A 21,005-nucleotide genomic window follows, 5' to 3' on the forward strand; every position below is an offset into this window, starting at 1 on the left:
CATGTACGTAGCGGACAGCCGCGCGAGCGATCCCGCCGCGCCGGCGTCCGCGGCAGGCGCCGCCCGGCCCGTCAGCGCCGGGCGGCACCTGACCGCGGTCGCCCCGACCACCGTCCTCGCGCTCGGCACGGTCAGCCTGATCACGGACGTGTCCTCGGAGATGGTGACGGCGGTGCTCCCGCTGTACCTGGTGACGGGCCTGGGCCTGTCCCCCCTCGGCTTCGGGCTCCTGGACGGCGTCTACAACGGCTTCTCGGCCCTGGTACGCCTGGCCGGGGGCCACCTGGCCGACCGCGGCGGCGGCCGGCACAAGTGGGTGGCGGGCCTCGGGTACGGCATCTCGGCCGCCTGCAAGCCGCTGCTGCTGCTCGCGCAGTCGTTGACGCCGATCGGGCTGGTCCTGGCCGCCGACCGCACGGGCAAGGGCCTGCGCACGGCCCCGCGCGACGCGCTGATCTCGCTGTCCGCCACGCCGGAGACCCGCGGGCGGGCCTTCGGTGTGCACCGGGCGATGGACACGGCGGGCGCGCTGCTGGGCCCGCTGGTGGCGTTCCTGATCCTGCGGGCGACGGTGGACGGCTACGACGCGGTGTTCACGGTGAGCTTCTGCGTGGCGGTGACGGGGGTACTGGTGCTCGTGCTGTTCGTGCCGGGCTCCTCGGCGGCCCCCGCGGTCGAAGCGGCCGTACGGCCCACCTTCCGCGCCGCCGTGCTCCTGCTGGGCCGTCGCGATCTGCGCCGGCTCGCCGTCTGCGCGCTGCTGCTGGGGCTGGCGACGGTCAGCGACTCCTTCGTCTACCTGCTACTCCAGCACCGCCTGGGCGTCCCGGACCGCTGGTTCGCCCTGCTGCCGCTGGGCACGGCCGCCGCCTTCCTGCTGCTGGCGATCCCGCTGGGCCGCCTGGCGGACCGGGTGGGCCGGCGCCGGATCTTCCTCGCCGGGCACGGCGCGCTGCTGCTGGCGTACGGCCTCCTGCTCACCTCGTGGCACGGTACGGCGCTGCCGTACGCCGTGCTGCTCCTGCACGGCGGTTTCTACGCGGCGACCGACGGCGTGCTGATGGCGGCCGCGTCGGACAGCGTGCCGCAGGAACTGCGCTCGTCGGGGCTGGCGGTCGTGCAGACCGGGCAGGCCCTCGCGCGGTTCGTCTGTTCGCTGGGCTTCGGGGCCGCGTGGTCGCTGTGGGGCGACCGTACGGCGTTGCTGGCGTCGACGGTGGCGCTGGCGGTGTGCGCCGTGGTGTCCGCGACGGCGCTCCGGGAAGGGACCTCATGACCATCCGCAACCGCTTCCTCGTCCTGCTGGCGGCCCTGCTCGTGCTGGCGGTGGTCGCGGTGGCGTCCGTGCTGCACGCGTCGGCCCGCGCCGCCCGCCGCGACCAGGCCCAGCCGGGCGGTCCCCGCGTCACCCCGGGCACGGTCACCCTCACCACCCCCGGCCGCATGGTCTTCCGCAACATGGCCTGGGGTCCCCACCGCGACGAACTCACCACGGTCCCGGCCTCCGACCCCTCGGGCCCCCGCACCGCCTCAGGCGTCAAGTGCCTCCGCTTCCACGCCGCTTCGGGCACGGGCGTGTGCCTGCAGGCGGTGCACGGCGCGGTCTCGGACACGTACCGCGCGCTGATCCTGGACGCCCGGCTGAAGGAGAAGGCGCGCTACGACGTCCCCGGCATCCCCTCCCGCGCCCGCGTCTCCCCCACCGGGCACTACGCGGCCTGGACGGCGTTCGTGGGCGGCGACTCCTACGCGGGCACGGACTTCTCGACCCGGGCGGCGATCGTGGACGTCCGCACGGGGAAGCTCACGCCGTCCCTGGAGGCGTACCGGATCGTGAAGGACGGCCACGTCTACCACGCGGCGGACGTCAACTTCTGGGGCGTGACGTTCGCGTCGGACGACCGCACGTTCTACGCGACGCTGGCGACGCGGGGCAGGACGTACCTGGTCCGGGGCGACCTGCGCGCCCGCACGGTCACCACGCTCCACACGAACGTCGAATGCCCGTCCCTCTCGCCCGACGGGACGCGCATCGCGTACAAGAAGCGGGTGCAGGGCCTCCCGAAGGACGCCCCCTGGCACCTGTACGTCCTGAACCTGCGCACGATGAGCGAAACGCCCCTCGCGGAACCCCGAAGCGTCGACGACCAGGCGGTCTGGAAGAACGACACGACCCTGGTGTACGCCCTCCCGGGCGACTACGGAGCGGACCTGTACACGATCCCGGCGGACGGCACGGGGAGGGCTCGGCTGGTTAGTGGGGCTGCCGTGTCGGAGGCGTTTGTTCCGTGATCGGAGGCGTTTGTTCCGTGAGAGGTTCGGGACCCTGAGTGGTGCGGGTGCCGGAGCGAGGTCGAGGAATGGAGGGCAAGCGGTGCTTGCGAGGCTCCAGTTGCGGCGGGAGTGCGCGTTCAAGAGCGCGGGAGGCCTGGACCAGCTTCGTGGAGGACCGACGCAGCCAGATGGTGCTGGGCATGATGTCCAGCAGGAACAGCCGTACCAGGATCCCTCGGTGCGGCTCGCGCTCCTCGGTACGTAGGTTGACCAAGGTCACGTACATGCCGCGTTGGATCTGCGGGGCCGTGCAGAGCTCGAAGGAAGCGAACATCGTCACCTCGCCCAGACCCGCCGCCCAGGTTGCCGGCCCGGTCAAGAAGGGCCTCAGAAGAACTTCGATGTTGAACACAATGGCGAAGACGAGAGCGGTCAGCACGGCTCCCATGGCGAAGGCATACGCACGCAGCAGGTACATGCTCCTGAGGCTGACCGAGCCTGGGGCCGGCACGTCCGAGATCGCGCGGACGCCCGGGAACTCCGAGGTGTTCCGGATCGTGCCGCTCCGCGCCAGTTCGGCCGCGTAACTCAGGCAGTACGTATACAGGGACGGCCGGAACTCATCCCACCCGTGCCTGTGGTCCTGCTTGAACCACTCATGCCGTACGCCGATCCTCCCCGTCTGGCGGATGAACCACCCAGGCACCTCTTCCGCCGCACATTCCACGGCCACCGACTGGTGACGCAACCCCGCCTCCGCCACCAGTAACACCAGGTCGTCGGAGGGAGACGTCTCGGCCTTGACCTTCTCCAGCACCATGGCCCGGAACGGCGGATACGACATGTTGTCCACCACCAGGCCGGGCTGTTCGGCCACCAGATCGACCCCGATGGCCTCGGCGAGGCGCATCGCCGCCGGCGCGTCCACGGCGGCGTAACTGCTGAAGAGTTGGACCAGTCGTGCGCGGTCGTCCTGGACGAGGGTGTGGAAGAGATCCTCCAAGGCGCTCTGCGGCCTGCGGCCGTACTCCGTGCGCCATTCCTCCGCGTCCTTGAGTACGACATTGAAAAGATGCAGACGGCGCAGCCACGCATCGTCCCAGGAACCGGACGGCGCCCTGGTCAGGTACACCGACTCGTCCGCCGCGTACACCGCCCACGACGGATGGTCGTACAACTGCGTCTCCAGGAAGCAACGTCCCAGAACAAGGCTGCCGACACCCCTGTCGCCCAACTCCTGAAGGGCATCCGCGCGGCGGGACCGGGGGAGCAGGGCAAGTGCGAACGGGAGAACCTCCCCCAGGCGGGAAGCCGTATAGGCGTCGGGGTCGGCCGCGAACGCGTGGTGGGCGTCCATCAACTCGGCCCAGCCGTCCGCACGCCCTTCGGCAGCTTCCTTGGCGGCGAAGAACTCGCAGAAGGTGAGGTGGATGAAGCGGTAGCTCTCACCACTGCGTTCCTCGGAGACAAGGCCGGTCTCCTTGGCCAGTTCGCGGAAGCGCTGTTCGGCTTCTGCCCGGCCGCACTGGTAGATCTCGGCCACGGTGTCGATCGCGCGCGGCCAGGACAGGGAGTTCGCCGCCTGCTCGGGGTCACACATATGCTCGAAAGCCAGTCGCCCGAACAGGGTCTCCCGCTGCTCGCGCAGCAGGCTCTTCGCGGGAATCTCCAGCTGCCGGCCTCGCCGGGCGACGAGGAGTTCCTCGACGACCTTGGAGTAGAAGGCCGTGCGGGTGTCGACGGACATGCCCTTGGCGCCGTGCTGGTCATGGCTCACGTACATGGCCAGGACAAGCGGGTTGCCACACATCTCCCGGAGGGTGGGACGGTCCGTCAGGTTGTTGTAGAGGCGCAGGATCTCGGCACGTTTGTCCCCGGCGTAGTCAGGCCATTTCGTGAGGAAGACGTAGACGTCCTCCGGTGAGAACGGCTGGACGTGGAAGACGGGTGGGAAGTCGGCTTCCAGGTGGTCGCTGACCTGGCTGTGGAACTGGGAGCGCATGGTGAGGACGACCGAGTTGTGCGGGCTCTCGGCGGCAAGTCGGTCACTGAGCGCGCGCAGGGTGGCTGCGACGCGCGGGAAGTCACTGCCGGCGACCTCGTCCAGCCCGTCGAGGATGAGGAAGAGGCCGTTGCGTCTGACGTACGCGTCGAAAAGTTCGCCCATCTCGAAGCCCTGCACCCGAGCGACGTGCTCGCGCAGGAACTTCATGGCCCAGTCGGCTCTGGCCTTGTCGGCGGTGCGGTTCTTCGGCGGCGTGAAGCGCTTCAGTTCGACCAGGATCGGCAGCCGGTGCCCGGCCCGAAAGGCCATCGCCTCCCGGCAGGCGTCCCGGAACATCTTCTTGGCCAGGGAGGATTTGCCCGAGCCAGGGTCGCCGATCACGCGCAGCCGGGGCATGTCCTGGATCTCGGCCACGTCCCCGGAGTACACGAAGGACGCGGCACCGTTCTGGAGCTTCAGCGAGACGAACGCGCTGTCGGCCTCCAGATGCCCTGTCTCGTCCCTGCCGGGTACCTGAAGGTACCTGGTGTGGACGTCCCCCAGTCCGTACCGGCAGTACTCCCGAAGGCTCACCCGCTTGGCCAACGAACTGCGCGACCACTTCCCGAGCCGGAAAAGCCCCGCCTCTAGCCACATCCGAACGTTCTGCCGCAGGAACGCCCCGAGGCGCCTCGCCACCATAAGGATCAGCGGGGTGGCGATGAGCGTGACGGTCGCGGTGACGAGAACCGTCTTCAGGTCCATCGAAGAAATGGCCTCGTTCAGATTCAGCGCGAAGGCAGATCTCTTCGAGTCCAGCACGTCCATCCAGTCCCCCCAGGCCGCCGGTCCCCTTTGCATAGCAGACCGTGACCCCACGCCAGCCCAGGGTGACTGAATCGTGATGGCGCATGAAAGGCCCTCGAAAGGCCCTGACTGCTACAGCACCGGCAGGTTCTTCCGCAGCTCGAAGGCGGTCACCTCGGACCGGTACTCCTCCCACTCCTGCCGCTTGTTGCGCAGGAAGAAGTCGAAGACGTGTTCGCCCAGGGTTTCCGCGACCAGGTCGCTGCCTTCCATGAGGGTCAGGGCCTCGCCGAGGTTCTGCGGGAGGGGCTCGATGCCCATCGCGCGGCGCTCGGCGTTGGACAGGGCCCAGACGTCGTCCTCGGCGCCCGGCGGGAGCTCGTAGCCCTCCTCGATGCCCTTGAGGCCGGCGGCCAGCAGGACGGCGTAGGCCAGGTAGGGGTTGGCGCCGGAGTCGAGGGAGCGGACCTCCACGCGCGCGGAGCCGGTCTTGCCGGGCTTGTACATGGGGACGCGGACCAGGGCGCTGCGGTTGTTGTGGCCCCAGCAGATGTAGGACGGGGCCTCGCCGCCGGCGCCGGCCGTGCGCTCGGAGCCGCCCCAGATGCGCTTGTAGGAGTTGACCCACTGGTTGGTGACCGCGGAGATCTCCGCCGCGTGCCGCAGCAGACCGGCGATGAAGGAGCGGCCCACCTTGGAGAGCTGGTACTCGGCGCCCGACTCGTAGAAGGCGTTCCGGTCGCCCTCGAACAGCGACAGGTGCGTGTGCATGCCCGAGCCCGGGTGCTCGGAGAACGGCTTCGGCATGAAGGTGGCCTGCACGCCCTGCTCCAGCGCCACCTGCTTCATGACCAGGCGGAAGGTCATGATGTTGTCGGCGGTGGAGAGCGCGTCGGCGTAGCGCAGGTCGATCTCCTGCTGGCCGGGGGCGCCCTCGTGGTGGGAGAACTCGACCGAGATGCCCATGGACTCCAGCATGGTGATCGCCTGGCGGCGGAAGTCCATGCCGATGTTCTGCGGGGTGTGGTCGAAGTAGCCGGAGTTGTCGGCCGGGGTCGGGCGGGAGCCGTCCACCGGCTTGTCCTTCAGCAGGAAGAACTCGATCTCCGGGTGGGTGTAGAAGGTGAAGCCCAGGTCGGAGGTGCGGGCCAGGGCGCGCTTGAGCACGTACCGGGGGTCGGCGAAGGACGGGGAGCCGTCCGGCATGAGGATGTCGCAGAACATGCGGGCGGTGCCGGGGGCCTCGGCGCGCCAGGGCAGAACCTGGAAGGTGGAGGGGTCCGGCTTGGCGATCATGTCGGACTCGTAGACCCGGGCGAAGCCCTCGATGGCCGAGCCGTCGAAGCCGATGCCCTCGTCGAAGGCCTGTTCCAGCTCGGCGGGGGCCACGGCGACGGACTTGAGGAAGCCCAGCACGTCCGTGAACCACAGGCGTACGAACCGGATGTCGCGCTCCTCCAACGTCCGGAGCACGAACTCCTGCTGCTTGTCCATCTTCCGCTTCCCCATCCTTGCTGGTCAGGCCGCCTGCCCTTCGTCCCTCGGGAGGCGGTCGGGCACCTGAGCATCCCACCACAACAGCATTTCATGCGCGTTGCCGACCATGATCGTCCGTGCGACCCCGGCCTGAACGGCTGACGTACGGCGGGTGTACCGCCCGTGCAGCAGGTGTGCCGCCCGTGCGGCGGGTGTTCCGCTCTGCAGCCCATCTTGCCTGCTCGCACTGACATCCGTAATGCCCGGCCCCCGCTCCCACGTGAGCAGCGCCACGCCCGTTTAATTTGCATCTCGGATGAAAGTTTAAATAGCGTGCCGATCAGCCGAGTTCACGAGGAGCCCCCGATGCTGTCCGAGTCAGCCGCCGCCACCGTCCGCGCCACCCTGCCCGCCGTCGGCGCCCACCTCGACGAGATCACCGAGCGCTTCTACGCCGGGATGTTCGCCGCCCGCCCCGAACTGCTGCGCGACCTGTTCAACCGCGGCAACCAGGCCGCCGGCACCCAGCGCCAGGCCCTGGCGGGCTCCATCGCCGCCTTCGCCACGCACCTGCTGGAGCACCCGGACCGGCGCCCGGACGCGATGCTGTCCCGCATCGCCCACAAGCACGCCTCCCTGGGCGTCACGCCCGAGCAGTACGCGATCGTCCACGAGCACCTGTTCGCCGCCATCGCCGGCGTCCTCGGCGAGGCCGTCACCCCGGAGGTCGCGGCCGCCTGGGACGAGGTCTACTGGCTGATGGCGAACGCCCTGGTGGCGATCGAGAAGCGGCTGTACGAGGAGAGCGCCGACGAGGCCGGCTGGCGGCGCTGGCAGGTCGTCGAGCGGTTCACCGAGACCGCCGACGTCGTCACCTTCCGGCTGCGCCCGGTAGACGGCGGGCCGGTGAAGGACTTCCGCGCCGGACAGTACGTCTCCGTGCGCGTCGAACTGCCCGACGGCGCCCGCCAGATACGCCAGTACAGCCTCTCCGGGGCGCCCGGCGCGAGCGAGCGGCAGATCAGCGTGAAGCGGGTCCGGGAGGACGGCACCGCCCCCGAGGGCGAGGTCTCCCACCACCTGCACGCGCGCGTGCGCGCCGGTGACGTGGTGGAGCTGTCCGCCCCGTACGGCGACCTCGTGCTCGACGACGCCGCCGGCACGCCGCTGGTGCTCGCGTCCGCCGGCATCGGCGTCACCCCGATCGTCGCCATGCTGGCCCGCCTCGCGGAGACCGGCCACCGCGCGCCCGTCACCGTCGTGCACGGCGACCGCTCCCCCGCCGACCACGCCCTGCGCGCCGACCACGAGGCGTACGCGGGCAAGCTCCCGGAGGCGGCCGTGCACTTCTGGTACGAGCAGGACGCGACGCCGGGCGCCCGGACCGGCCTGGTCGACCTGGCCGGCGTCGAGGTGGCGCGGGGCACGCGCGCGTACCTGTGCGGTCCGCTGCCCTTCATGCGCGCGGTGCGGGCCCAGCTGATCGAGAAGGGCGTGGCCCCGGCCGACATCCACTACGAGGTGTTCGGCCCGGACCTCTGGCTCGCCGGAAGCTGATCACGGCTCCGGCCTCCTAGGAGGCCCTGCCGATCTGCAGCAGCAGCGGTCCGGTCGGCGCGGCCACCATGTCCGCCACCGTCAGCGGGTCCAGCGAGGCGTAGAACGCCTCCTGGGCCCGCTTCAGCGCGCCGCGCAGCCGGCAGGCGGAGTTCAGGGGACAGGGCGTGGCGCCCTCGCACTCGACGACGTCGCCGTCGCCCTCGAAGGCGCGCACCACGGCGCCCACGGACGCCGTACGCCCCCGCTCGGTCAGCGACAGCCCGCCGCCCCGCCCGCGGCGGGCGTCGACCAGGCCCATGTGCTGGAGTTCGGCGACGACCTTCGCCGCGTGCGTGTACGGCACGTCCATGGCGCCCGCCACCTCGCGGGTGGTGGGGCTGGTCCCCGCCGTGACGGCGAGCCGCATGAGGACCCGCAGAGCCAGGTCGGTGGAGCGCAACAGCCGCATACAGGCAGCGTAGGTAATACGCATCCCTGGTTCAAATTATGGGTTGGCTGTGACCCGTCTACGGAAGCGCCCTCCCGCCCCACTACGATCAGCGGACCCGACCGGCCCCCTTTCCCCAGAAGGACACACCATGGGTTCCGCCAAGGCCAGGAAGAGCGACAGCGCGGCCCGCCGGGCGCGCATAGAGGAGATGCGGCGCGCCGAGCAGGCCCGCGAACGCCGCAACCGCATCCTCACGGTCGCGGCGAGCGTGGTGGTCGTCGCCGGTCTGGTGGTCGGCGGCGTGGTGCTCGTGAACGCGCGGTCGGACGGCAAGGACACCGCGGGCGACGCGAAGTCCGGGGACGCCGGCCACTTCGTCACCGGCAAGGACGGCGTGCGGACCTGGACGGGCAAGCTCTCCCGCAATCACGTCGGCGGCACCGTGAACTACCCGATGCACCCGCCGGTCGGCGGCAACCACAACCCGGTGTGGCTCAACTGCAACGGCAACGTCTACACCAAGGCCGTCAAGGACGAGAACGCCGTGCACGCGCTGGAGCACGGCGCGGTCTGGGTGACGTACACCAGCAAAGCGGGGAAGACGGACGTCGACGCGCTCGCGGCGAAGGTGAAGCAGACGCCGTACTCGCTGATGAGCCCGTACGAGAACCAGACCGCGCCGATCGAGCTGTCGGCCTGGGGGCACCAGCTGAGCGTGACGAGCGCCGACGACCCGAAGGTCGCGAAGTTCTTCGAGACGTACGTGCAGGGCAAGCAGACCCCCGAACCGGGCGCCTCCTGCACGGGCGGGACGATGTGACGTGAGGAAGCACATCGGCTGGATCGCGGGCACGGCGGCGGCGGCCCTCGTCGCGGCCGGCGCGATCACGTACGCGACGGCCGAGGACGGCGGATCGGCCGCCGCGACGCCGGCCGCGGACTCCGCGGACGCCGGGTTCGCGCGGGACATGGCGGTCCATCACCAGCAGGCCGTCGAGATGTCGTACATCGTCCGCGACCGTACGACCAACGCGGAAGTGCGGCGCCTCGCCTACGACATCGCGCAGACGCAGGCCAACCAGCGCGGCATGCTGCTGGGCTGGCTGGATCTGTGGGGGCTGCCGAAGGCGTCGTCGAAGCCGCCGATGTCCTGGATGGGCATGGGCGACATGCCCGAGCGCGGGGACGGCTCGCTGATGCCCGGCATGGCCACCGACACCGAGCTGAGGAAGCTCGGCACCCTGAACGGCCGGCAGGCCGAGGTCTTCTACCTCCAGCTGATGACGGACCATCACAAGGGCGGCATCCACATGGCCGAGGGCTGTGTCGCCAGGTGCACGGTCGGCGTGGAGAAGCGGCTCGCGCAGGGCATGGTGGACGCGCAGCAGTCGGAGATCAAGCTGATGGCCGACATGCTGAGGGAACGTGGCGCGAAAGCGCGTTCGACAACGGGCTCGTAACGCTACCGAGCGAACAAAGCGCCCAAATCGCCCTACATGAACGTTACTTGGGTTTCTCTTGGCTTCCGGTTTCCCCTGGCATGAACGGTTCATCGCAAGAGTGGCCACCATCGCTTGATCCCTTGCCCGCGCCTCCGCCGCGGAGCGGGTTCTACGCGGATCAAGCGACGACCGACCACACATGCGAAGAACCGCATCGCAGGGGGTTCCATGAGATCCAATCGCGCCAAACTCCGCGCCACGAGCATGGCGGCAACTCTGCCCATGCTCGCCGGTGCGCTGGCGCTCGGCATACCCGCGGCGCACGCCGCTGACAACCCCGGCCGGGACGCGCTCGCGGGCACCAAGCCCGCGTGGGCCACGGCCAAGGCGGACAAGGGCGACGCCTCGAACGGCGCCCAGGTCTCCCTGAGGGTCTATCTGGCCGGCAAGGACGCGACGGGTCTCGCCGCGTACGCGAAGGCCGTCTCCGACCCCAGCTCGCCGCTGTACGGCAAGTACCTCAGCGCCAAGAAGGCCGCGGCCCGCTTCGGCGCGACCAAGGCCCAGGTGGCCGCGGTCAGGTCGTGGCTGACGGGCAACGGCCTGAAGGTCACCGGCGTCACCCGGCACTACGTCTCCGTCACCGGTGACGTGGCCGCCGCCGAGAAGGCGTTCGGCACCCAGCTGCACAACTACGCCAAGGGCTCGAAGACCTACCGCGCCCCGTCGAAGGCCGCCTCCGTCCCGGAGAGCCTCCACGGCGCCGTCCTGACCGTCACCGGCCTGGACAACGCGCCGCACAAGGCGAGCCACGACGACCAGCTCCCGCCGCCGGAGACGGTGTTCCGCAACTCCGGGCCGTTCTCGACGTACTACGGCTCGAACATCGCGACCACGCTGCCGGACGCGTACGGCTCGAAGATCCCGTACGCCATCAAGGGCTACACCGGCAAGCAGCTGCGCGCCGCCTACGGCGCGGGCGCCTACACCGGCAAGGGCGTCCGGGTCGCCATCACGGACGCGTACGCCTCGCCGACCATCGCCCTGGACGCGCAGACCTACGCGACCAAGCACGGCGACGCCAAGTGGTCCACCGGTCAGCTGCACCAGGTGCTGCCGAAGAACTACACGAAGACCACCGAGTGCGGTGCGGCCGGCTGGTACGGCGAGGAGACCCTCGACGTCGAGGCCGTGCACGCGGTCGCGCCGGCCGCGGACGTCACCTACGTGGGCGCCGCGTCCTGCTACGACGACGACCTGCTGGACTCGCTCAGCAAGGTGGTCGACAACCACCTCGCGGACATCGTGTCCAACTCGTGGGGCGACATCGAGGCCAACCAGACCCCGGACCTCGCGGCCGCCTACGACCAGGTCTTCCAGTTCGGCGCGGTCGAGGGCATCGGCTTCTACTTCTCCTCCGGCGACAACGGCGACGAGGTCGCCAACACCGGCACGAAGCAGGTCGACACCCCGGCCAACTCCGCCTGGGTGACGGCGGTCGGCGGCACCTCGCTGGCCGTCGGCAAGGGCGACAAGTACCAGTGGGAGACCGGCTGGGGCACCGAGAAGGCGCTGCTGTCGGACGACGGCAAGAGCTGGGTCAACTTCCCCGGCGCCTTCACCTCGGGCGCGGGCGGCGGCACCAGCAAGACGGTCGCCGAGCCCTACTACCAGAAGGGCGTCGTCCCGGACTCGCTCGCCAAGGCCAACAGCGCCGACGGCAACCGCGTCGTCCCGGACATCGCGGCGGTCGCCGACCCCAACACCGGTTTCCTGGTCGGCCAGACGCAGACCATGCCCGACGGCAAGACGCAGGCCTACGACGAGTACCGCATCGGCGGCACCTCGCTCGCCGCGCCGGTGATCGCCGCCGTGCAGGCCCTGGCCCAGGAGGCGCGCGGCGGCAAGGCGATCGGTTTCGCCAACCCGCTGATCTACTCCAAGTACGGGTCGAAGGCGTACCACGACGTGACCGACAACCCGACGGGCTCCGGCCTGGCGGAGGCCCGCGTGGACTTCGTCAACGGCTACGACGCCACCGACGGCCTGGTCACCTCGGTCCGCAGCCTCGGCAAGGACAGCTCGCTGTCGGCGGTGAAGGGCTACGACGACGTCACCGGCGTCGGCACGCCCGCGAGCGGCTACGTGCAGTCGTACGGCCGCCGCTGAGGTCTCCCCGGTCATCGGGACATTGTGCGCCCGTCCCCGCGTGGGGCGGGCGCACACGTATACCCGGTAGGGGTAGGGTGCTCGGCATGACCCGGTCGAGGAGAGCCACGTACGGACGGCTGCTGCTGTTCGCGACGCTGCTTCTCGGCATCGTCACCATGCACACGCTGGGCCACCCCTCGGAACACGGGGGCGGCGGTCCGTCACCGATGACGACCCACGGACCACTGAAGCCGTCACCGGCCCTACGGGCGCACGACCCGTCACCGGCCCTCCGGACGCACGACCCGTCGGCCGCCCGTCCGGCCCATGAGCCGTCGACTGCGCTCCGAGCCGCCGAACCGGTGGCACTCTCGCAGACCGCCGAGCCGATGGCTGCCTCCCCGGCCGCCGAGCCAGTGACGGTCTCACGGGCCGCCGAACCGAGGGCCGCCTCCCCGGCCGCCTGGCCGATGACGGCCTCCCAGGCCCCCGAGCCGATGGCCATCTCGCGGGCCCCCAAGCCGAAGGCCGCCTCCCCGGCCCCCGAGCCGATTACGGTCTCGCAGGACGCCGAGCCGAGGGCCGTCTCCCCGGCTTTTGAGCCCGTGGCCGTCTCCCAGATCCCTGAGCCGATGGCCGTATCGCGGGCCCCCAAGCCGATGGCCGCCTCCCCGGCCGCCTGGCCGATGGCCGCCTCCCAGGCCCCCTGGCCGATGACGGCCTCCCGGGCCCCCGAGCCGATGGCCGTCCCCCAGGCCGCCGAGCCGATGACCGCCCCCCAGACCGCCGAGTCGATGGCCGTCTCCCCGGCTTTTGAGCCCGTGGCCGTCTCCCAGACCCGGAGCGTGAGTGTCGAGGCCGCCATGGGTGGTATGGACCCCTCGTCCGTGTGCCTGGCGGTGCTGGGCTCCTACACGCTCGGCCTGCTGCTGACGGCCGCGCTGAGTTCCGCCGGCGCCACCGCCGTGACCGCGCCCCCGCTCGCGCGCATGCTGCGGGCCCTGTGGCCCGGCCCTCCCCCGTCCCGACACCTCCTGTCCTCCCTGTCGGTGCTGCGCATATAGGCCTGCACACCGGCTGCTTCGGCCTGCCCGCCGCCGGCTGGGAACCTCCCGGCGCCGAGCGGTGTACCAGAAGCAGCAGACGCGTTCAGGCCATCCATCCGCACCACTCACCACGAGGTGTCAGCAAGTCATGCGTACTCCCACGCGCCGCTCCGTGCTCGGCGCATCCCTCGCCGTCGCCGGGACGGGAATCCTGGCCGCCTGCTCGCGCTCGGCCCACTCCGGCCACGGCGGCTCCACCGCGAGCGCCCCCGAGGGCTACGTCGACCCGGCGGGCCAGGAGGTCGCCGCCGCCGAGAAGAAGCGGGCGGCGAGCGGCAGCGGCACCGTCCGCCAGGTCCGCCTCACCGCCGCCGAGACCACCCTCGACCTCGGCGGCCGTACGGTCAGGTCCTGGGCGTACGGCGACCGGCTGCCCGGCAAGGAGATCCGCGTCACCGCCGGCGACACGCTCGCCGTGACCCTGGCCAACCACCTGCCGGACGCCACGACGATGCACTGGCACGGCATCGCCCTGCGCAACGACATGGACGGCGTCCCCGGCCTCACCCAGCGCGCGATCAAGTCGGGCGCCGACTTCACCTACCGCTTCACCGTCCCCGACCCGGGCACGTACTGGTTCCACCCCCACTCCGGCGTCCAGCTCGACCGCGGTCTGTACGCCCCGCTGATCGTCGAGGACCCCAAGGAGCCCCTGTCGTACGACAAGGAGTGGGTGGTCGTCCTGGACGACTGGCTGGACGGCGTGGACGGCTCGACTCCGGACGCGGTGCTGGACGAGCTGCGCGGAGGCATGGGCCAGTCGGACTCGGGCCACGCCATGTCGAACATGACAGGCATGTTCGACATGGCGATGCGGCTGGCCTCCCCGTCCCCTTCGGGCGGCCCCTCCCGCATGATGATGGGCTCCTCCAGCGATCTGCTGGGCGGTGACGCGGGCGATGTGGCGTACCCGTACTACCTGGTCAACGGCCGTACGGCGAAGGCGCCTTCGGCCTTCCGCGCCAGCCCCGGGGACCGCATCCGCATCCGGTTCGTCAACGCGGGCGGGGACACGGCCTTCCGGGTCGCCCTCGGCGGCCACCAGATGACGGTGACGCACACCGACGGCTACCCGGTGCGGCAGGCCCGCACGGACGCGCTGCTGATCGGCATGGGCGAGCGGTACGACGTCGTGGTGACGGCGGGCGACGGCGTCTTCCCGCTGACGGCGCTGGCGGAGGGCAAGAACGCGTCGGCCATGGCCCTGCTGCGCACCGGCGGCGGCACCGCGCCGACCGCCTCCACCCGCCCCAAGGAGCTCGACGGGAAGCTGCTGACGGCGGACGCGCTGCGGCCGGCGGACTCCGTGGCCCTCACATCGAAGACCCCGGACCGCACGATCGACCTGCAACTGACCGGCAGCATGGCGCGGTACGACTGGGCCTTCGACCGGACCCCGTACACCGCCTCGCAGCGCCACCCCGTGCGCGCCGGTGAGCGGGTGCGTCTGCGGTTCCGGAACTCCACGGCCATGTGGCACCCGGTCCACCTGCACGGCCACACCTTCGCCCTGTCCCAGGGGGCCCGCAAGGACACGGCGATCGTGCTGCCGAGGCGCACGGTCACGGTCGACCTCGACGCCGACAACCCCGGCCTGTGGATGCTCCACTGCCACAACGTGTACCACGCGGAGGCGGGGATGATGACGGTGCTGGGTTACCAGAGCTGAGCAGCGCAACGCCGGAGGGGCCGAGTCGGCTCCTCCGGCGTTCGGGGGGCGGGGCAGGGCCCCTCAGCGCTGCACCACCTCGGACGCCTCCGGCACGTGCACCGCGACCAGGCGGCCCCAGCCGGCGCCGTCGTCCCGGGGCGCCCGCCGCCGGTCCACCGCGTACGCGACCGCGGCGACCCCCAGTCCCAGCACGGCCAGGGCCGCCCCGGCGAGGGCCGGGGACGTCACGCCGAATCCGGCCGCCAGCGCCAGTCCGCCGATCCACGCTCCCCCGGCGTTCGCCAGGTTGAAGGCGGCCTGGTTCGCCGAGGACGCCAGGGACGGGGCCGCCGACGCCTTCTCCATGACCATCAGCTGCAGGGGCGAGCCGGTGACGAAGGCCGCCATCCCGAGCAGGGCCACCGCGACGGCGGCGCTCCAGGAGGCCGACATCAGCACCGGGAACAGGCCGAGCACCAGCACCAGGGCGGCCAGTCCGCCGAACAGCGTCCCGCGCAGGGAGTGGTCGGCGAGCCGCCCGCCCACCAGGTTCCCGACGGTCGCGCCGACGCCGAACAGCGCCAGCAGCAGGGTGACGCTCCCCTCGGCGTACCCGGCGGCCGAGGTCAGCATCGGCGTGATGTAGCTGTAGGCGGCGAACAGCGCGCCGAAGCCGGCGACGGTCGTGCCGAGCGCCAGCCACACCGGCAGCGACCGCAGCGCGGCCAGTTCACCGCGCAGTCCGGTGGCGGAGGCGTGCTGGTGGTCGTGCGGGATCAGCGCGGCCAGCGAGACGATCGCCGCCAGCCCGATCGCGCCGACGCCGAGGAAGGTGGCCCGCCAGCCCAGGTGCTGGCCCATGAGCGTGGCGACCGGCACACCGGCGATGTTGGCGACCGTCAGCCCGAGGAACATCAGCGAGACGGAGCGCGCCTTGCGTTCCGGGGCGACGAGGTGGGTGGCGACGACCGCGCCGACGCCGAAGAAGGCCCCGTGCGGCAGCCCGCTCAGGAAGCGGGCGGCGAGCAGCGCGTCGTAGCCGGGGGCGAACGCGGAGAGCGCGTTGCCGGCGACGAACAGCACCATCAGCCCGATCAGGACCGTGCGGCGGGACATCCGGGAGGTCAGCGCGGCGAGCAGCGGGGCGCCGATGACGACGCCGAGCGCGTACGCCGAGACCAGGTGTCCGGCGGTGGGGATCGAGACGTGCAGGTCGGCCGCGACGTCGGGCAGGAGCCCCATCATCACGAATTCAGTCGTGCCGATACCGAAAGCGCCGACGGCCAGTGCGAGCAGGGCCAAGGGCATGGAGGGGCCTGTGCCTTTCGAGGGAGAGCGGAGTTCCGTGCAGCTTACGCGTATGTTCAGCTACGGAACAAAGCCTCTCAGGCCCCGTATTCCAGCAGGTTAAGAGGACGTGTCGAGCTTCACACGGGCCGCGATCGGCAAGTGGTCGCTCCCCGTCTGCGGCAGCGTCCAGGAGCTGACCGGTTCGATGCCCTGCACCATGATCTGGTCGATGCGCGCCATCGGGAACGACGCCGGCCAGCTGAAGCCGAAGCCGCTGCCCGCCGCGCCCTGGGTGGAGCGCATCTGGGAGGTGACGGCGTTGAGCGAGCGGTCGTTCATCGTGCCGTTGAGGTCGCCCAGCAGGATCTTGCGGGGCAGCTTCTCGTCGGCGATGGCCTCGCCCAGCGCGTCCGCGCTCGTGTCCCGCTGCCGGGCCGTGAACCCGGCCTCCAGCTTCACCCGCACCGACGGCAGATGGGCGACGTAGACGGCGACCTGCCCCTCGGGGGTGTTCACCGTGGCGCGCATGGCGCGGGTCCAGCCGAGCTTGATGTCGACCGGTTTGACCCCGGTGAGCCGGTACTTGCTCCACAGCCCGACGGTGCCCTGCACCGAGTGGTAGGGGTACGCCGAGGCGAGCGCCTTCTCGTACACCGGGACCGCCGAGGCCTTCAGCTCCTCCAGGGCCAGCACGTCCGCGCCGGAGGCCGCCACGTCCCGGGCGGTGCCGGCCGGGTCGGGGTTGTCGGCGTTGACGTTGTGCGTGGCGACGGTGAGGTCGCCGCCGCCACCGGTCTTGTCGGTGAGCAGCCCGCCGAAGAGGTTCAGCCACACGGCCGCCGGCAGCACGACCGCGATCAGCGCGGTCGCCGACTTGCGCACCAGGCCCAGCACCAGCAGCACCGGGACGAGCAGCCCCAGCCAGGGCAGGAACGTCTCGGTGAGACTGCCCAGGTTGCCGACCCGGTTGGGGATGCGCGAGTGCAGCAGCATGACCAGGGCGAGGAGCACCGCGAGGGCGGCGACGACCAGGCCCCGGCGCCAGATTCTCGGGTCGCCCCGCCAGCCGGAGAGCAGACGGCTCATCAGGCGCCGGAAGCGTCCCCGGCGCTCGGGACCCGAGCCTCCGTTGTCCGTCTCCGTCATGTACGCCTGCTGCGCCATACCGCGTCGCCTCACTGCCTGCCGTGCACACCGTCCGTCCCCCGTGTCTACGACATTAGGGGATGATCGGCTCCGTCCCCGCCGTCCCCCGCTGTCCGGGACGGCCGTACGGGCAGTGGGACGTGGAAGCCGGTGCCGGAAGTTCCGCACGGGGGCGGGGAAAACGCCTCTGTGACGGAACCCGCACACTCGGGCCGCTGCGCGCTTATGCGGAGCTGACGGGCCGTAGTCCTTCGAGGAGGGTGTCGACGATCCGTTCCGACAGGCCCTCGGAGAGGTCGGTCTCCACGTCCGCCTCCGGGCGCATGACGGTGCGCAGCAGCATGGCGCCGACGAACAGGTCGTTGACGAGTTCGACGTCGACGTCGTCGCGCAGTTCGCCGTTGCGCTGTCCGCGGCGCAGGACCTCGATCTGGAGCCTGCGCCGCGGCGCGACGACGGAGGCGTGGTAGGCGGCCCAGACCTTGGGGCTGCTCTTCATCTGGGCGAACACGCTGTGCAGCAGCGCCGAGGTGCGGGTCATGACACCGCGCTGGCGCAGCGGTTCCAGCAGGGCGACGAGGTCGTCGCGCATGGAGGTGCCGGGCAGTTCCGGGCCGGCGGGCTCGGCGGCGCGTACGACGTCGACGAAGAGCTCCTCCTTGCCCTTCCAGCGGCGGTAGATGGTGGCCTTGCCGACCCCGGCGGTGCGGGCGATGCGCTCGATGGAGAGCTCGGCGAGCGGGACGCCGTCCTCCAGGAGCTTCATCACTCCTTCTATGACGGCGCGTTCCACCGCCTCGCTGCGGGGGCGCCCGCGGGCCGGGACCCCGGCGGCGGCTGGGCTGTCGGCAAGGCTCACTGCTGCGTCCCTTCGTCGTGCTGGTCCGATTCTCCCCGTCACCCCCCGGTCGCGCGGAAGAACCTATTCCGCCGCTGTGACCAACTCCTGCTCCTCCCGGCCCCCTTGAGGCGCCGGCTGCTTCCCGGGCAGGAACACGAAGACCACGAGGGCGCCGAGCAGCGCGACGACCGTGCCGCACAGGGCGGTGACGTGCATGGCGTGCAGGAAGGCGTCGTTGGCCGGGTCGACGAGGGCCTTGCCCCGCGGTCCGAGTTTGGCGGCGACGCCCAGCGTGGCCTCGATGGACTCGCCGGCCGCGTCCCTGAGGCCGGCCGGCAGCAGGCCGAGGCTGCCGTCGATGCCGTCGCGGTAGGACGTGGAGAGCACCGAGCCGAGGACGGCGATGCCGAGGGCGCCGCCGACCTGACGGAAGGTGTTGCTGAGCGCGGAGGCGGAGCCGGCCTTCTCCCGCGGCAGGGCCTGCATGATGACCACGCTGGTCGGGGTCATGACGTGGGCCATGCCGGTGCCCATCAGGAAGAACACGATCTCCAGCACCCAGATCGGCGTGTCCGCCGTGAAGCCCGCGAACGCGGCCAGCATGCCGGCGAGCAGCACCAGACCGCCGCCGGTGGTGGCCTTGTGGCCGAACCGGTCGACGACCAGGCGGGCCCGCGGCGCGAAGACCATCTGCGCGGCGGCCAGCGGCAGCATCAGCAGACCGGACTCCAGCGGCGAGTACCCGCGCACGCTCTGGGTGTAGAAGACGGAGAAGAAGGTCACGCCCATCAGCGCGAAGAAGACCAGCGCGATGGCGGCCATGGCGGCCGAGAAGACCTTGTTCTTGAAGTAGGAGACGTCCAGGGAGGGGTGGTCGCTGCGCTTCTCGAAGACGATGAACGCGGTGAGGACGACGAGGCCGGCGGCGATGGTCGCCAGCACCTGGGCGTCGGTGAAGTCGGCGAGTTCGCCGCCCTTGATGATGCCGTAGACCAGCAGGACCAGGCCGACGACGGACAGCACGACGCCGACCGGGTCGATGCGGCCCGGCCTCGGGTCGCGGGAGTCGGGCACGAGCCAGACCATCAGCGCGAGCGCGAGCAGCACGATCGGCACGTTGATGAGGAAGACCGAGCCCCACCAGAAGTGGTCCAGGAGGACACCGCCGGTGATCGGGCCGATGGCGATCGCGAGGCCGACGCCGCCCGCCCAGATGCCGATGGCCTTGGGCTGCTCCTCGCGCTCGAAGACGTTCATCAGGACCGCGAGGGTGGCCGGCATGACGAAGGCGGCGCCGAGGGCCATCAGCGCGCGGAAGGCGATGAGCTGGGCCGGTGAACCGGACTCGGCGGCCAGCGCGGAGCCGATGCCGAACACCACCAGGCCGCCGAGCAGCACCTTCTTGCGGCCCACCCGGTCGCCGATGAGCCCCGCGGTGAACAGCAGGCCTGCGAAGACCAGCGTGTAGGAGTTGATCGCCCACTCCAGCTCGCTCTGCGTGGCGCCCAGGCCGGTGGGGGCGGGGGTGGAGATGGTCTTGATGGCGACGTTCAGGATCGAGTTGTCCAGCACGACGATCAGCAGGCTGAGCATCAGCACGCCGAGGATCGCCCAGCGGCGTCGGTGCACCGCTTCGGGTATGCGGGGGGTCGGGACGGCGGGAGTGGTCATGGGTCCAGACTAGGCGAATTCCGATACGAGACCGTGCCGTATCGTAAATACTTTACCCGTTCCTTACGTGACGGAGGTCCTCTTGGCTGCGCCTGGCACGAGGTGCCACCATGGGGGGTGATCCGGGGACGCCGTCAGGGCGCCTCGAGATGACTGAAGGAGCCGGTGCAATGACGCAGCTTTCGGCTGCCCAGACTGTGCAGACCACATCCTCCGACGGCAGCAGGGCGCTGTACGGAGGCAAGGGCACCCGCCGTATCACCGTGCGCGACATCGCCCTCGCCAAGGAACGCGGCGAGAAGTGGCCGATGCTCACCGCCTACGACGCGATGACCGCGTCCGTCTTCGACGAGGCCGGGATTCCCGTGATGCTCGTCGGCGACTCCGCGGGCAACTGCCACCTCGGGTACGACACGACCGTGCCCGTCACCATGGACGAGATGACCATGCTGTCGGCCGCCGTCGTGCGCGGCACGCGGCGCGCCCTCATCGTCGGCGACCTGCCCTTCGGCTCCTACCAGGAGGGCCCGGTGCAGGCGCTGCGCTCGGCGACCCGGCTGGTGAAGGAGGCCGGGGTCGGGGCCGTGAAGCTGGAGGGGGGCGAGCGGTCGCACGAGCAGATCCGGCTGCTGGTCGAGTCCGGCATCCCCGTGATGGCGCACATCGGGCTGACCCCGCAGTCCGTCAACGCCATGGGCTACCGCGTGCAGGGGCGCGGCGAGGAGGCGGCGGCGCAGCTGCTGCGGGACGCGAAGGCCGTGCAGGACGCGGGCGCCTTCGCCGTCGTGCTGGAGCTGGTGCCGGCCGAGCTCGCGGCCGAGGTGACGCGGGTGCTGCACATCCCGACGGTCGGCATCGGCGCCGGACCGGAGACGGACGCGCAGGTCCTCGTCTGGACCGACATGCTGGGACTGACCGGCGGCCGGGTGCCGAAGTTCGTCAAGAAGTACGCCAACCTGCGTGAGGTCATGGGCAACGCGGCGAAGGCGTTCGCGGAGGACGTGGTCGGCGGGACGTTCCCGCTGGAAGAGCACTCCGTGCACTGAGCCACCACGGCACGACCGCGGCCCGCCGATCATCCCCCGTCGGCGGGCCGCCGGCTTTGCAGGCGGTCCGTAGGCGCCGACAGAGCGCTGTCGGTCGTCTGTCGGTGGTTTGTCGGTCGGGGCTGTCACT

General features: G+C 70.8%; 15 protein-coding genes and 1 pseudogene. 9 read left to right on the top strand and 7 right to left on the bottom strand.

Features of this window, described 5'->3' with window-relative positions; all coding sequences use genetic code 11:
• The first annotated feature begins 1 nt into the window (after window position 1).
• Together ACYF6T_RS28025 and ACYF6T_RS28030 are read left to right on the top strand one after the other, a co-directional pair.
• Window positions 2-1,276: an MFS transporter gene (locus ACYF6T_RS28025; protein ID WP_461699857.1), complete on the top strand. Its 1,275-nt coding sequence runs from the start codon at window positions 2-4 to the stop codon at window positions 1,274-1,276.
• Entirely contained in the window at window positions 1,273-2,292 is a 1,020-nt protein-coding gene (locus ACYF6T_RS28030) for a TolB family protein (RefSeq protein WP_461699858.1), read from the top strand. Before ACYF6T_RS28025 ends, ACYF6T_RS28030 begins: the two co-directional genes overlap by 4 nt.
• Here ACYF6T_RS28030 and ACYF6T_RS28035 read toward each other — a convergent pair.
• Together ACYF6T_RS28035 and glnA are read right to left on the bottom strand one after the other, a co-directional pair.
• Window positions 2,255-5,086, bottom strand: coding sequence for an NACHT domain-containing protein (locus tag ACYF6T_RS28035; protein WP_461699860.1), 2,832 nt, complete (start codon window positions 5,084-5,086; stop codon window positions 2,255-2,257). The genes ACYF6T_RS28030 and ACYF6T_RS28035 overlap by 38 nt on opposite strands.
• 111 nt (window positions 5,087-5,197) lie before the next feature.
• Window positions 5,198-6,559, bottom strand: a complete 1,362-nt coding sequence (glnA, locus tag ACYF6T_RS28040; protein ID WP_461699861.1) for a type I glutamate--ammonia ligase — start codon at window positions 6,557-6,559, stop codon at window positions 5,198-5,200.
• A gap of 348 nt (window positions 6,560-6,907) precedes the next feature.
• Here glnA and ACYF6T_RS28045 point away from each other — a divergent pair, with 348 nt between their 5' ends.
• Window positions 6,908-8,098 carry a globin domain-containing protein gene (locus ACYF6T_RS28045; RefSeq protein ID WP_461699863.1) on the top strand — a complete coding sequence of 397 codons (1,191 nt, stop codon included), beginning with the start codon at window positions 6,908-6,910 and terminating at the stop codon, window positions 8,096-8,098.
• Window positions 8,099-8,114: 16 nt separating this feature from the next.
• On the opposite strand, the gene ACYF6T_RS28050 is transcribed toward ACYF6T_RS28045, so the two are convergent.
• Entirely contained in the window at window positions 8,115-8,549 is a 435-nt protein-coding gene (locus ACYF6T_RS28050) for an RrF2 family transcriptional regulator (RefSeq protein WP_461699864.1), read from the bottom strand.
• A gap of 130 nt (window positions 8,550-8,679) precedes the next feature.
• On the opposite strand from ACYF6T_RS28050, the gene ACYF6T_RS28055 reads away from it, so the two are divergent.
• The 5 genes from ACYF6T_RS28055 to ACYF6T_RS28075 all read left to right on the top strand — a co-directional run bounded on the left by ACYF6T_RS28055 (window position 8,680) and on the right by ACYF6T_RS28075 (window position 14,899).
• Window positions 8,680-9,351, top strand: a complete 672-nt coding sequence (locus tag ACYF6T_RS28055) for a DUF3105 domain-containing protein (RefSeq protein ID WP_461699865.1) — start codon at window positions 8,680-8,682, stop codon at window positions 9,349-9,351.
• A 1-nt stretch (window position 9,352) separates the two neighbouring features.
• Window positions 9,353-9,991 carry a DUF305 domain-containing protein gene (locus ACYF6T_RS28060; protein WP_461699866.1) on the top strand — a complete coding sequence of 213 codons (639 nt, stop codon included), beginning with the start codon at window positions 9,353-9,355 and terminating at the stop codon, window positions 9,989-9,991.
• A 210-nt stretch (window positions 9,992-10,201) separates the two neighbouring features.
• Entirely contained in the window at window positions 10,202-12,142 is a 1,941-nt protein-coding gene (locus ACYF6T_RS28065; protein WP_461699867.1) for a S53 family peptidase, read from the top strand.
• 86 nt (window positions 12,143-12,228) lie between these two features.
• Window positions 12,229-13,188 (top strand): hypothetical protein, encoded by a 960-nt coding sequence (locus tag ACYF6T_RS28070; RefSeq protein ID WP_461699868.1) that lies wholly within the window; start codon window positions 12,229-12,231, stop codon window positions 13,186-13,188.
• 130 nt (window positions 13,189-13,318) lie between these two features.
• Window positions 13,319-14,899, top strand: a complete 1,581-nt coding sequence (locus ACYF6T_RS28075) for a multicopper oxidase family protein (protein ID WP_461699870.1) — start codon at window positions 13,319-13,321, stop codon at window positions 14,897-14,899.
• Between the two features lie 63 nt (window positions 14,900-14,962).
• On the opposite strand, the gene ACYF6T_RS28080 is transcribed toward ACYF6T_RS28075, so the two are convergent.
• The 4 genes and pseudogenes from ACYF6T_RS28080 to ACYF6T_RS28095 all read right to left on the bottom strand — a co-directional run bounded on the left by ACYF6T_RS28080 (window position 14,963) and on the right by ACYF6T_RS28095 (window position 19,829).
• Complete coding sequence (locus ACYF6T_RS28080) at window positions 14,963-16,189, bottom strand: MFS transporter (protein WP_461699872.1); 1,227 nt, start codon at window positions 16,187-16,189, stop codon at window positions 14,963-14,965.
• 99 nt (window positions 16,190-16,288) lie between these two features.
• A pseudogene (locus ACYF6T_RS28085) lies at window positions 16,289-17,237 on the bottom strand (endonuclease/exonuclease/phosphatase family protein).
• A 303-nt stretch (window positions 17,238-17,540) separates the two neighbouring features.
• On the bottom strand, window positions 17,541-18,176 hold the full coding sequence (locus ACYF6T_RS28090; RefSeq protein WP_461699873.1) for a TetR/AcrR family transcriptional regulator: 636 nt from the start codon (window positions 18,174-18,176) through the stop codon (window positions 17,541-17,543).
• A gap of 63 nt (window positions 18,177-18,239) precedes the next feature.
• On the bottom strand, window positions 18,240-19,829 hold the full coding sequence (locus ACYF6T_RS28095; RefSeq protein ID WP_461699875.1) for an MFS transporter: 1,590 nt from the start codon (window positions 19,827-19,829) through the stop codon (window positions 18,240-18,242).
• A 170-nt stretch (window positions 19,830-19,999) separates the two neighbouring features.
• Between ACYF6T_RS28095 and panB the strand changes: the two genes are divergently transcribed.
• Window positions 20,000-20,875 carry a 3-methyl-2-oxobutanoate hydroxymethyltransferase gene (gene panB / locus ACYF6T_RS28100; protein WP_461699876.1) on the top strand — a complete coding sequence of 292 codons (876 nt, stop codon included), beginning with the start codon at window positions 20,000-20,002 and terminating at the stop codon, window positions 20,873-20,875.
• Window positions 20,876-21,005 lie beyond the last annotated feature (130 nt).

It is taken from the genome of Streptomyces sp. 7R007 (genome assembly GCF_054850255.1).